Annotated in this window: 9 protein-coding genes; 3 read left to right on the plus strand and 6 right to left on the minus strand. The window is 69.7% G+C overall.

From position 1 onward, the window contains the following. Positions 1 to 69 precede the first annotated feature (69 nt). The gene (locus J2X20_RS08955; protein ID WP_310263532.1) at positions 70 to 660 is read left to right on the plus strand and encodes a PEP-CTERM sorting domain-containing protein; all 591 of its coding nucleotides are present in this window, start codon (positions 70 to 72) and stop codon (positions 658 to 660) included. On the opposite strand, the gene J2X20_RS08960 is transcribed toward J2X20_RS08955, so the two are convergent. From J2X20_RS08960 to J2X20_RS08980, 5 genes are read right to left on the minus strand one after another with little or no spacing between them, the layout of a single operon-like run. Continuing rightward, the gene (locus J2X20_RS08960) at positions 657 to 1412 is read right to left on the minus strand and encodes a nitrilase-related carbon-nitrogen hydrolase (protein WP_310263533.1); all 756 of its coding nucleotides are present in this window, start codon (positions 1410 to 1412) and stop codon (positions 657 to 659) included. The two genes, J2X20_RS08955 and J2X20_RS08960, sit on opposite strands and share 4 nt — an antisense overlap. Next, positions 1409 to 2644, minus strand: a complete 1236-nt coding sequence (locus J2X20_RS08965; RefSeq protein WP_310263535.1) for a saccharopine dehydrogenase family protein — start codon at positions 2642 to 2644, stop codon at positions 1409 to 1411. Before J2X20_RS08965 ends, J2X20_RS08960 begins: the two co-directional genes overlap by 4 nt. Next, positions 2641 to 3186 carry a GNAT family N-acetyltransferase gene (locus J2X20_RS08970; protein WP_310263537.1) on the minus strand — a complete coding sequence of 182 codons (546 nt, stop codon included), beginning with the start codon at positions 3184 to 3186 and terminating at the stop codon, positions 2641 to 2643. The genes J2X20_RS08965 and J2X20_RS08970 overlap by 4 nt, the downstream gene beginning before the upstream one ends. A gap of 60 nt (positions 3187 to 3246) precedes the next feature. Then, positions 3247 to 6921 (minus strand): M48 family metalloprotease, encoded by a 3675-nt coding sequence (locus J2X20_RS08975; protein WP_310263541.1) that lies wholly within the window; start codon positions 6919 to 6921, stop codon positions 3247 to 3249. 54 nt (positions 6922 to 6975) lie between these two features. Beyond that, positions 6976 to 8970 (minus strand): SDR family oxidoreductase, encoded by a 1995-nt coding sequence (locus tag J2X20_RS08980; protein WP_310263543.1) that lies wholly within the window; start codon positions 8968 to 8970, stop codon positions 6976 to 6978. Between the two features lie 186 nt (positions 8971 to 9156). Here J2X20_RS08980 and J2X20_RS08985 point away from each other — a divergent pair, with 186 nt between their 5' ends. Both J2X20_RS08985 and J2X20_RS08990 read left to right on the plus strand, forming a co-directional pair. Beyond that, positions 9157 to 9864: a phasin family protein gene (locus tag J2X20_RS08985; RefSeq protein WP_310263545.1), complete on the plus strand. Its 708-nt coding sequence runs from the start codon at positions 9157 to 9159 to the stop codon at positions 9862 to 9864. Between the two features lie 20 nt (positions 9865 to 9884). After that, positions 9885 to 11126 (plus strand): patatin-like phospholipase family protein, encoded by a 1242-nt coding sequence (locus J2X20_RS08990; RefSeq protein WP_310263547.1) that lies wholly within the window; start codon positions 9885 to 9887, stop codon positions 11124 to 11126. Position 11127: 1 nt separating this feature from the next. On the opposite strand, the gene ubiM is transcribed toward J2X20_RS08990, so the two are convergent. After that, a complete protein-coding gene (gene ubiM, locus J2X20_RS08995; RefSeq protein WP_310263549.1) occupies positions 11128 to 12282 on the minus strand; it encodes a 5-demethoxyubiquinol-8 5-hydroxylase UbiM in 1155 nt (384 codons plus the stop codon). Positions 12283 to 12307 lie beyond the last annotated feature (25 nt).

Consider the following 12307-nt stretch of genomic DNA (forward strand, 5'->3'; position numbering starts at 1 on the left):
CCCAAATTCGAAGTGCGCAGTTATGAGCGGTCGCGGATAGATTTCGCCGATTCCTCATCGGAGACCGCCATGTCACTCCAGCCTCGACTGCCCCTGCTCGCCGCCGCCTTGCTGATCGCCGCGCCTTCATGGGCCGCGACGCTCTACACGCTGCCGGCGCCGACGGCGGCCCTCGAGACCAACAACTCGGTGGCGCTGAACTTCGCCGCCGGTGCGGGCGCTGGCCAGCTCGCCTTCACGCTGGCCGGCTATGCCACGCTGGACGGCGACAACTTCTGGATCGACATCCTGCATGTGACGCTGAACGGCAGCGAAGTGCTGAGCGGCACCTGGGACATCGGCGGCGGCGGCCTCAGCCGCGTGCTGGTCGACCCCAACGGTGCCACCGTCGGTGTCGTCAACAACAGCACCAAGGAGCTGATGATCAGCCTGCCCGTCACGCTGGCCGGCGGCAGCAACCAGCTCGTCTTCAACTACGAGAGCCCGAACGCCTTCGAAGGCTCGGCGCGCGCCGGCTTCCAGGGCCTGGGCGACGAAGGCTGGGGCCTGAACGCCGTGACGGTGACCGGCAACCTGGCCCCCGTGCCCGAGCCCGCCAGCGGCGCCCTGCTGCTCGGCGGCCTGGGCGCCCTGGCCTGGCTGGCCAAGCGCCGCCGCTAAGCCAGCTCGACGACGGCCAGCGCTGCCGCATCGCGCGGCAGTGTCTGCACGCAGCCGCCACCGGGCGCGATGACGACGCCCGCGCCGAAGCCACGCTGCTCGGGCGCGTTCAGCGCCACCGGCCAGTTGCTCTGCAGCACCCAGGCGTCCAGCTCGCGGGCGAGGACTTCGGCACCGGCCCGGTAGGCCTGGCACAAGGCCGTCTGCTCGGCATCGGATTCGGCGATATAGCTGGGCCAGAAGATGACGCGCAGCCTCGCGTCGGCAACAGGGACGCGCAGTTCGGGCAGCAGCGCCTCGATATCCAGCATCTCGCGGCACAGCACCGAGGTCGCCAGCAGGCCGCCTATGGCTGTCCAGCACCGTGCGCCACCCCTTGTGAAGAAGCTCGCCTCGCTGTCGGTCAGGCCGCGCTTGTGCACACGGCCCAGTTCACGGCCGGCTGCGTCGATGTAGAGATGGCTGTTGAAGACCGCGCCGCCTTCGCCCAGCGTCGGCACGCCGAGAACGGCCGCGATGCCCAGCCGCTGACAGGCCGCACGGACTTGGGCCTCGGCGTCCACCAAGGCCGTCGCGTCCAGCAATTCGGGCAGGCGGCGATGAAAGCCCGTCAGCGCCAGCTCGGTACAGACACAGCCTTCGGCGCCAGCGGCGGCCGCAGCCTCCAGCGTCGCCAGGGTCTCGGCCAGATTGCCCTGCAGCGTCCAGTGCATGCACGGCTGGCTGACCGCCCAGCGCGGCCGGCCCCTCAAGCCGCGATCTCGAACGTCAGGCCGGCCCGTTCATGCAGGCGGCGCACCAGGGCCAGGCCCATGGCGGCGCCCGGCGTCCAGACACCACCCGGCGTCGCGTCGCGGTTCACGTCCTGCACCAGGCACAGGGCCGTCTCGCTGATGAGCTTGCAGGTCGAGCCATAGCCGGGGTCGCGGTCGCCCTTGACGACGGCGCGCAGCAGCTCGCCCTGAGCCGACTTGCCGGTGAACCAGCATTCGTAATGACCAGCTTCGCGGGCCGCCTTGTCCGGGCCCTCACCCGGCTTGGCCAGCACGAAGCGGCGCAGCAGGGCCCGCGTCGGGCCAAAGCCCAGGGCCAGGTTCTGCAGCTTGTTGAAGCGCGCCAGGGCGACGGCCTTCTTGCGGCCCTTGTCGGCCTGGCCGGGCTTGCCGGTCAGCAATTTCTCGCTGTAGATGAAATCGGTGCCCCAGGGATGGCCGCGCAGCGCATTGCTGCGATGCACGTTCTTGGTGTTGATGGTGGCCATGAAGAAGGGGCCGCTCCAGTGGTCGGCCCAGTCGTCGAAGTCCGCCGTCTGGCCACCAGGCTGGCGCGGGCCCTTGAAGCCCGGCGTCAGCGCAAAGGGGTTGGCCATGACCTTGATCAGCGCGGGCTCACGGCGCACGGCCTCGATGGTTTCCATCATGCTGGCCAGGGTGCCGCCCGAGGCCGTGCCCTTGACGCGGGCGACGCGGCCGCGCACTTCGGGCAGGGGCGCGCCGAAACGCTTCTCAGCCTCGGCCTGCAGATAGACGACGCCGAGGTCGAAGGGGATGGAGTCGAAACCGCAGGAGAAGACGATGCGCGCCCCGCTCTTTTGCGCTGCCGGCGTCAGCTTGTCGATCATGCGGGCCATCCACAGCGGCTCGCCGCAGAGGTCGACATAGTCGGTGCCGCCCTCGGCACAAGCCGTCGCGAGGGGCTCACCATAGAGCTGGTAGGGGCCGACCGTCGTGATGACACAGCGAGTGCGCGCAACCAGGGCCTTCAGCGCCGCCGCATCGCTCGCATCGGCCTTCAGCAGCGCGACGGAGGCCGGCAGATGCAGCTCATCGCGCACTTTGCCGAGCTTGTCGAGGCTGCGCCCCGCGATCGCCCAACGCGCGCCGGCGGCGCCGCTGAGGTGCAGGTACTCGGCCACGAGACGACCCGTGAAGCCGGTCGCGCCGAAGACGATCAGGTCGAATTCGCGGTTGCTGTTGTCCTTCACTTGCTCCTGCCCTTCATCGCCATCCATTCGCTGCGCAGCAGCGACAGCGAATGGCAGTCCACATACTCGCCGCCGACAAAGACGACGCCGCGCTGGATGCCCTCGTGCGTGAAGCCGCACTTCTCCGCCACGCGCCGTGACGCATGGTTGTGCACCGACATGCCGCAGGACAGCCGGTTCACCGGCCAGTTTTCGAACAGATAATCCACCAGCAGCGCGGCCGCCTCGCTGGCCAGCCCCTGGCCTCGCATCGCGACGTCGGCCAGGGTCCAGCCAATCTCGCGCGCCGTCGTGTAGCGGGCCGCGGCGAAGTGCACCACGTCGCCGATGACCGAACCGTCAATCAGGTGACAGATGAGCAGGCGCTCGGCATCCTCGTTGGCGAAGCCGTTGTCCTGCCAGCGCTTGTCGACCGCATGCGGCGTCATCATGCGCGAACCCAGATGAGGGCCGCGCACCTGCGGGTCGCCGGTCGTGCGCTTGAGCCAGGGCAGGTCGTCCTCGGTGACATAGCGCAGGCCGACACGTTGTCCTCTGAGCATGGGTCTTGTCCTCTCCAAACAGAAAAACCCGGCCGAGGCCGGGCTTCGGAACATTGTGATTCAGTTGAAGTAGGGCCGCTCGTGGCTGAGCAGCAGGCGCTTGGCGGCTTCACGCCAGGCCGGCGGCGTGCGCTCGCCGAGCAGCACTGTGGCCATGCTGTAGGCCTGGCCGCGCAGCTCCAGCGACAGCCCCTGCAGATGCCTTTCGGCGCCGGCCAGCGTGGCGGGGCTGTGCAGCGCGGCGCGGAAAGCCTCCAGCTTGGCCTGCTCCTGGGCGTCCACGCCGGGCAAGCCCTTGGGCAGCGCCGGCAGGGTCCAGCGCTCGCGTTCGGCCAGGGCCAGCGCGGTCCAATAGGTGTCCCGATCCAGCCCCTGATCGGCCGACAAGCCCCGAGCAAGCCCGCGCAACTCCAGCGACGCTCCATCGGAAGCCGCGGCCAGGCGCAGCGCGTGCGGGTTGGGCGCCAGCTGGAGCACCTGATCGAGCCGCCCCGCGGCCAAGCTGGCATAGACCTCGGGTTCCGAGATCAGCGTGCCCGCCTGCTCCTTGATGCCCAGGGCGGCCTGCAGCCGACTGGGCGGCCCGATGCGCTCGGCCACGCTGTCCAGGGGCTTCTCGCCCAGTAGGCGGCGCAGCCGGTTGGCCTCGACGGTCGCGAATGGCGCCAGCGTGGGCTCGGCACGGGCCAGCTCGTAGTTGCGCAGGGCGACGCGCCAGTTGGCATTGCCAGCCTCGGCCCAGGCGGCCCCGTAGGCCAGCCAGGGGTGCTGGGGGAAACGCGACAGGCCGGCCACCAGTGCCGCGTCGCGCACGGGCCCGTCGGGCAGGCAGCGCGCCGCCAGATAGACGGCGTTGCCGTCCGCATCCGCCGCGGCCGCACGGCGGCCCAACTCGCCGCAAACGCGCTTGAGCTCGTCGGCGGGCAGCGTGTCGAAGCGCTCGCGCTGCAGCTCGATGCTGGCCGGTTCACGCGCCAGCGCTGCGGCCAGCAGCTTGTCGTGCGCCGGTCGGCCCTGCAGCTGGCTCAGCCAGATGAGGCGCAGCGGCGAATCGCGGCGATCCCAGTGCAGATGCGCCTCGCTGACACGCTCGGCGGCGGCGGTGTCGTCACCCAGCAGTGAGAGCTGCAGGCCCGGCATGGCATCTGCGGCGCTGTGCAGCACGCGCCGGGTCTCCGTCTGCCCCTGCTTGACCGACACGCTGTGGGGTGGATCGCCGAAGAAGACGTCGGCCTGGCTCGTGACCCAGCGCTGCGCGCCCAGCATCCTGGGCGGCACCGAGCCGGTGTCGCGGCCATAGGTGTAGGTCAGCTCGACCAGCGGCGCGGCACCGGCGACGTTGTAGACCGGCCGGCCCGGGCCATGCTCCAGGGCCACCTCGACGCGCTCGATGAGCTCCCCCTGCTCCGTCTCGGCCACGATGGGCAGGTGGGCGTCCGGCGCCTGGCCGACCGTGGCCGAACCAAAGGCAGGCAGGGTGATGGCGCTCGCCCCGCCGACGCGCACGCGCACGGGGCGGTCCAGGCCGTTGAGCACCTGCACGCCGATGTCGCCATAGCCGCCACCGAAGCCGAGCACACCGACGACGATGCCACCGGCCACGGCGATGCGCGCCGCCGCCGCACCACGGCCCTGCGCGGCCAGGAAGCGCGCCCAGAGGCTGGGGCTGAGGTCGCGCGGGCGCTCGGCCCCCTCCAGCAAGGTGACGTAGCGCGGCGGCGCCGCAGGCGTCTCGGCCGCCGCTGGTTGCGCTTCGCCACGGGCCACCCGGTCCTCGGCCGCCAGCAACTCGCCCAGCAGCGCGCCGCGCAGGCGGTTGAGCGCATGCTCGGCCCCGTCCATCCAGCCGTCGATGACGTTCAGCCAGTCGCCGAGGTTGCCGTAATCCGGCGCCTGCAGCTTGAATTCGCCCAGGGCAGCAGGCCAGCTTTGCACCTCCAGGCGCTTCAGCGTGGCAGCGTCCAGGCGCAGCAGGCCGGCCTGGCCATGCAGGTCCATCAGCCCCTCGTGCAGGGCCTCGGCCGCGCCCAGCACGCGATCGCGCACGGCATTGGTGATGCGCCCGACCGTCAGCACGTGCACCGTGTGAGCCAGCACGCCGCGCAGGTCGCGCAGATTGGCCGTCGTGTGCTCGGTGTAGTGCAGCTGGGCCAGCAGCCCGCGCAGCCGCGCCTCGCTGCCATCGCCCAGGACGCGGGCCAGCGCGAGATGGGCGGCGCGGGCGGCTTCGTCGTGACGGCGCAGCTCGGCCAGCAACTCGGCGTGCTCGGCGGGTTCCTTGTCGGCGTCGATGCGGCGCCAGCGGCGCACGGCCTCGCCCAGGCTGGCCGGGTAGAGGGCGGCCAGGCGCTGGATGCCCTCGGCGGCTCCAGGCAATGCGCCGACGAGCTGGCCGGGTTCGGCCACATGGCGGGTCAGCGCACGGCCGAGGTAGGCACCGCGGTAGCGCGGTTGCAGCAGCTCGCCGCCGAAGCGCTCGTCCAGCGCGGCCTGCAGGGCCGCCTCGTCCATGGGCTGGGCAGACCCGGGCGCCTCGATCAGCCGGCGCGTGACCTGCTCGCGCAGTGCGGCGGCGTTCTCGAACAGCGTCCAGGCGCTGCGTTCATCCACCTCGCTGGCCCTGTAGTTAGCCTTGGCGCGCGCTTCGCGCTCGTGGTTGAGCGGATGGGTGCGCCACATCTGCGGCACGGCGCTGTCGGCGGTGTCGAAGAGGCGGCTGGGACCGCCCTGGGCGGCCGGCACCCGGCCATAGTCGGCATCGTCCAGCATGCGGCCGGTGCGCTCCGAGATGGCCGCCTGCAGCGCGAACAGGTCGCCCACCCACTGCTCCTTGGCGCGCAGTTCGCCCGCCACGCCGGCGGCACGGTCCCAGTCCATGTCGGCCGTCTGCAGCTTGTACAAGGCATGGACGAGGGCGTCGCTGCCGGTCAGCGCGACGGCCACGGCGTCGGCGCCGTATTCCATCTCGCGGCCCAGGCTGCGCTGCAGCAACTGCACCCCGGTGAAGACGCTGTCGACGAGGCTGCGGATGGCCCAGACGATGACACTGAGCACCCAGCCGACCCAGGCGATGCGGAAGTCGAAACGGCTCAAGGCCTGCAGGAAGCGGTCCAGCATGTCGCGCTGCGCCACCAGCCGCGCGGCGATCTGCTGGGCCACATAGACCCAGCGGCCCACGGCCATGGCGCGCTGCGCGAAATGGCCGAACTCATGGGCCAGTACGGCGCGCAGCTCGCTGCGGTTCAGCACATTGACCAGACCCAGGCCGATCTCGAGGTCCTTCTTGGTCGGCCACAACAGGTTCAGCGGCGACAGGTCGTAGAACACCGCCGCATTGACGCGGGCCGACACCAGCACCCGGTGCGGGCGCGGCGCGCCGACGGCATCGGCGATGGCGTTCAGCTCGACGAACAGCGCCGGCTGGTCGCTCGACTGGATCTCCAGGCTGTGGTCTTCGGCGCGGCGCTGGCGGAAGAACAGCGCCTTCAGCATGAAGACGGCCAGCAGGGCCGCGCAGAGCGCGACGAGCCCCGCCCAGAAGCCGTCGCTGCGGCCCGCGAAAGCGCTTTGGCCGAGGCGCCAGGCCGTCCAGGCAAACCAGCCGGCCAGGCCGAAATAGATGCCCAGAAAGGCGACCAGCGCGGCCACGGCGCCCCAGGCCCGGAGCTTGTAGCTGCGCGGCGTGGGCGCCGCGGTGACGGCCGGCAGCGGCCCGGCGGATGACGGGTATTGCAAGAGATCCTCCCTTCAGCGCCGGGACTCTATGGCCCCTGGGCGCTCAACGATGGCTTAGAAGTGAATCCCCCGCATCATCTGCTGCAGAGCGATGGCTTCCGGCGACAAGCCGCCGCCCTTGCTCTTGTCGCCCTTGGCCGCGTCGCTGTCCGGGAACATGCGGAAGGTCGTGTTCATGACGATCTGCGCGATGCGCGGCGCGGCGGCGTGCAGCAGCTCGCCCGAGATGCCCAGGCGGGTGGCGATGCGCACCGGCTTGTTGATGCAGGCCTGGGCAATCATGTCGCCGGCCTCTTCCGGCGACAGCGTCGGCACGTTGTTGTAGATCTTGGTGGGCGCGATCATGGGCGTGCGCACCAGCGGCATGTTGATGGTCGTGAAGGTGATGCCGGTGTCGGCGAACTCGCTCGAGGCGCAGCGTGTCCAGGCGTCCAGCGCGGCCTTGGAAGCCACATAGGCCGAGAAGCGCGGCGCATTGGTCAGCACGCCGATGGAGCTGATGTTGACGATATGGCCCTTGCGCTTGGCGGCCATGCCCGGCAGCAGGCCCATGGTCACGCGCAGGCAGCCGAAGTAGTTCAGGTCCATGGTCCGCTGGAAGTCGTGGAAGCGGTCGTAGCTGGACTCGATGGCGCGGCGGATGGAGCGGCCGGCGTTGTTGATGAGGAAGTCGACGCCGCCGAAGTTCTCGTTGCACCACTCGATCAGGTTGGCGCTGCCTTCCGCGTCGGCGATGTCGCAGGCGAAGGCGTGCACCTGGGCCTGCTTGCCGGCCTTCTCCTTGATCTCCTTGACGGCCTCATCCAGCTTGGCCTGGTCACGCGCGCAGATCAGCGTGATGGCGCCGGCCTCCGCAAACTTGATGGCCGCGGCCAGGCCGATACCGGAGGACCCGCCGGTGACGAGGACGACCTTGCCGCCTGTCGCGCCCTTCAGCGAGCGGTCGATGAAGAGGGCCGGGTCGAGATGACGCTCCCAGTAGTCCCACAGCCGCCAGGCGTAGTCGTTCAGGTCGGGGCAGGCGATGCCCGAGCCTTTCAGCGCCGCCTCGGTGTCCCGGCAGTCGAAGCGGGTCGGGTAGTTGATGAAGGTGAACATGTCCTCGGGCAGGCCGAGGTCCTTCATGACCGCATTGCGGATGCGGCGCACCGGTGCCAGGGCCATCAGGCCCTTCTTGACGCTCTTGGGGATGAAGCCCATCAACGCGGCGTTGATGAAGAGGTTCATCTTGGGCGCATGGGCGGCCTTGCTGAAGATGTCCAGCACGTCGCCGACGCGGTAGCCCTTGGGGTCGACGAGGTGGTAGCAGCCATGGCCCTTGGTCACCTTGTGCGAGATGTGGTCCAGCGCGTCGACGACGAAGTCCACCGGCACGATGTTCATGCGGCCGCCTTCCAGGCCGATGCTGGGCATCCACGGCGGCAGGATCTGGCGCATGCGCTGGATCAGCTTGAACACGTAGTAAGGACCGTCGATCTTGTCCATCTCGCCGGTCTTGGAGTCGCCGACGACCATGGCGGGGCGGTAGACCGTCCAGGGGCGCTTGCACTCCTTGCGCACGAGCTTCTCGCTCTCGTGCTTGGTCATGAAATAGGGGTGATCGAGGTTCTCGGCCTCCTCGAACATGTCCTCGCGGAACACGCCTTCATACAGGCCCGCCGCGGCGATGGAACTCACGTGGTGCACATGCCCGGCATCGATGGCCTGGGCGAACTCCACCATGCTGCGGGTGCCCTCGATGTTGACGGCGACCTGGGACTCCTCGTCGGCCGAAAGATCGTAGACGGCGGCGAGGTGGTAGAGGTGGTCGATCTGGCCCTTGAGGCTCTTGATGACGTCGCTGGCGACGCCGAGCTTCTTGGCCGTCAGGTCGCCATAGACGGGAATCGCGCGGGTCTTGCTGGCGCCCCAGTACTCGAGCAGGTCGGGCAGCTTGCCGGCGCTCTCCTCGCGCATCAGGAAGTAGACCGTGCTGCCGCGACGCGCCAGCAGCTTCTTGACGAGCCGCTTGCCGATGAAGCCGGTGGCGCCAGTGACGAAATACTGCATGTGGGTCTCCTGCTTGTGGATTTGACGGGTATCGCACTGATTCTTGACCAGGGTTTACAGCGCCCCGCTGGGCACTTTCCCCAGGGGCCATCGTAGAGCGCACTCACTAGGAATGGCCGTGCCGATGCCGGGTGCCGCCGCTACAGTGCCCCTCGGCAATTCGCAAACTCGCAAGGACACCCCACCATGGTCAAGAAGCTCCAGAAGATGGCTGACAAGAAGAAGGCTGCGGCCGCCACCGGCTTCCCGGCTGGCCTGCTCGACGGCGACATGGCCAAGAACGTCAAGGACAGCGCCCAGCAGATCTGGGCCGCCGGTCTCGCCTCCTTCGCCAAGGCCCAGGGCGAAGGCTCCAAGGTCTTCGAGGCCCTCGTCTCGGAAGGACTGAAATTGCAGAAGAAGACCCAATCCGCCGCTGAGGAAAAGCTCAGCGCCGTGGCCACCAAGGTCAGCGGCATGGCCGGTGATGTCGGCGCCAAGGCCGGCCAGCACTGGGACAAGCTGGAAAGCATCTTCGAAGCCCGCGTCGCCAAGGCGCTCAAGACCCTGAACGTGCCCTCCGCCGGCGACGTGCAGAGCCTGATCAAGCGCATCGACGATCTGGCCGTTTCGGCCGGCCTGAAGAAGGCTTCGCCCGCTGCCAAGGCCAAGAAGGCCGTCGTCAAGAAGGCTGCCGCCGTCAAGAAGGCCGTGGCCAAGAAGGCCCCCGCTGCCAAGAAGGCCGTCGTCAAGGCTGCAGCGCCCGTGAAGGCCGCCGTCAAGACCGTGGCCAAGAAGGCTGCTCCGGCCGCCAAGAAGGCCACCGCTCCCGCGAAAAAGGTCGCTGCAGCCAAGCGCGCCCCGGCCAAGAAGGCCGCAGCCGCACCGGCCGCCGAGCAAGCCGCTCAAGCCTGAGCAAGTAACTCTCTCCGACCATGAGCCAACCGAAGATCGGTTTGGCCTTGGCGGGCGGAGGCCCACTGGGCGCCATCTATGAAGTTGGCGCCCTTTGTGCTTTGGAGGAGGCCGTTGACGGCCTGGACTTCACCGCCTGCGACGGCTACATCGGCGTCAGCGCGGGCGGCTTCATCGCCGCCGGCCTGGCCAACGGCATGACGCCGCGCCAGCTCTGCGCCGCCTTCATCGAGAACACCGCCGAGGCGCCCGACCGCTTCGACCCCGCCGAGTTGCTGCAGCCGGCCTGGGCCGAGTTCGGCGAGCGCCTGCGCCTGCTGCCCGGCCTGCTGGCCGATGCCGCCCGCGAGGTGCTGCTGGAAGGCCGCTCCGTGCTCGGTGCCATCGAACGCCTGGGCCGCGTGCTGCCCACCGGCCTGCTGTCCAGCGAGCGCTTTGGCGAAGCCCTGACCCAGGTTTTCGCCCTGCCCGGCCGCACGAATGACTTCCGCGAGCTGAAGCACCGCCTGGTGCTGGTGGCCACCGATCTGGACAGCGGCGACGCCATCCCCTTCGGCACCGAGGGCTGGGACCATGTGCCCATCTCTCAGGCCGTGCAGGCCAGCGCGGCCCTGCCCGGGCTCTTCCCGCCGGTCGAGATCGACGGCCGCCACTACGTCGACGGCGCGCTGAAGAAGACCCTGCACGCCTCCGTGCTGCTGGACCGCGGCCTGGACCTGCTGATCTGCCTGAACCCGCTGGTGCCCTACGAGAGCAACCGCATGTCGCCGCGCGACGCGCGCTCGCGCCGGGCCAAGAAGCTGGCCAGCAAGCTTGGCCGCCCGGCGGTCAAGGCGCTGCAGCCGCGCATCCACCGCCTGGTGGACGGTGGCCTGCCGCTGGTGCTGTCGCAGACCTTCCGCTCGCTGATCCACTCGCGCCTGGCCCTCGGGCTCAAGGGCTATGAGCTGACGCATCCGCAGACCGACATCCTGCTGTTCGAGCCCGACCCGCGCGATGCCGAGCTCTTCATGGCCAACACCTTCAGCTACCGGCAGCGCCGCCATCTCGCCGAGCATGCCTACCAGGCCACGCGCGAGCTGCTGCGCGAGCGCGCCGCGGTGCTCAAGCCGCAGTTCGAACGCGCCGGCCTGACGTTGCGCGAGGACGTGCTGGCCAGCCGCGAGGCTCGCCTGCTGCCTGCACCGCAAGAGACGCGCATCGAGCAGGCGCTGCGCGAGCTGCGCAGCAGCCTGACCGTGCTCGAGGCACGCGCCCGCTGACTCAACCCGCCGCGTCGACGAGGCGGCGCGTGATCGCCGCGCGCAGCGGCGGCAGATGGCTGGCCAGGTCGATGACGGCACGGCGCAGCGCGAGCACAGGCGCACGGTCGTCGGTGAAGAAGCGCACCAGCATATTGGTGCCGAAATAAAGCGGGCCGGCGCTGCGTCGATGTTCGGCCTCGTAGGCCAGCAGCGGTCCGATGTCGCCCGGGTCGCGCGCCACGTCCAGCCGCCGTGCCAGCGCCTCGATGCCATAGAGCCCGAGGTTGTAGCCATGCGCGGTGACGGGGTGCATGCCCACGGCTGCATCGCCGATCAGCGCAACGCGCGGCGCGACGAAGCGCTCGGCCCAGACGGCCACCAGCGGATAGACATGCCGCGCGCCCACGACGCGCATCGCACCCAGGCTGCCCTCGGCGGCGGCCTCGATGGCGGCGGCCAGTTGCTCATCGTCCATCGCGGCGATGCGCGGCAGCTCGGCGTTTGCCACCGTCCACACCGCCGAGCAGCAGCGGCCCGCCTTGGGCAGCAGGGCCAGCGTATGGCCCTGCAGAAAGCACTCCTGGGCCAGGCCGCCGTGGTCATGCGCATGGGCCAAGGGCACCAGCAAGGCGCTGCGGCCAAAGTCGTGATGGCGTGCCCCGATGCCGGCCAGGCGGCGCAGCGCCGAGAACCGGCTGTCGGCCGCGACCACCAGCGGTGCGGCATGCCAATCCCCGCTGCGCAGCCTCAGCCTGGCTTCGCGGGCATCGCGCTGGAAGTCGGTCACCCCGCTGCCGCAGCAGACCGGGATGCCCCGCTCCTGGGCCGCGGCCCAGGCCGCCGCGCGGATGTGGTGGTTGGGCACCAGCCAGCCGAGGTCCTGCCCGGGCGACTCGAAGGGCAGCGGCCGCCGCGAGCCACTGGAGCGCACGCTGGCGCGGCGCAGCGGCGCGACGTCCGGCAGGCGCTGCCACAGGCCCAGGTCTTCGAGCAGGCGGCGCGAGCGGTGCGTGAGGGCGATCTCGCGGCCGTCATCGGCGGGCTGCGCCAGCGTTTGCGCCTCGGCCTGTTCCAGCACACGCACGGCCAGCCCGCGATCATGCAGCGCACAAGCCAGCGCCAAGCCGGCGGGGCCGGCGCCGCAGATCAGCACCTGAGCAGAAGAATCGGTCATCAAAAGGCAGCACAAGACAAGCTGC

The sequence above is a fragment of the Roseateles saccharophilus genome, from assembly GCF_031458095.1.
In the GTDB taxonomy this organism is placed as follows: Bacteria; Pseudomonadota; Gammaproteobacteria; order Burkholderiales; family Burkholderiaceae_C; genus Pelomonas; species Pelomonas saccharophila_A.

Coding starts and splice junctions, on each gene's coding strand:
- ubiM (WP_310263549.1), bottom strand. CDS start 12,282: ATGACCGATTCTTCTGCTCAGGTGCTGATCTGCGGCGCCGGCCCCGCC.
- J2X20_RS08955 (WP_310263532.1), top strand. CDS start 70: ATGTCACTCCAGCCTCGACTGCCCCTGCTCGCCGCCGCCTTGCTGATC.
- J2X20_RS08985 (WP_310263545.1), top strand. CDS start 9,157: ATGGTCAAGAAGCTCCAGAAGATGGCTGACAAGAAGAAGGCTGCGGCC.
- J2X20_RS08980 (WP_310263543.1), bottom strand. CDS start 8,970: ATGCAGTATTTCGTCACTGGCGCCACCGGCTTCATCGGCAAGCGGCTC.
- J2X20_RS08970 (WP_310263537.1), bottom strand. CDS start 3,186: ATGCTCAGAGGACAACGTGTCGGCCTGCGCTATGTCACCGAGGACGAC.
- J2X20_RS08990 (WP_310263547.1), top strand. CDS start 9,885: ATGAGCCAACCGAAGATCGGTTTGGCCTTGGCGGGCGGAGGCCCACTG.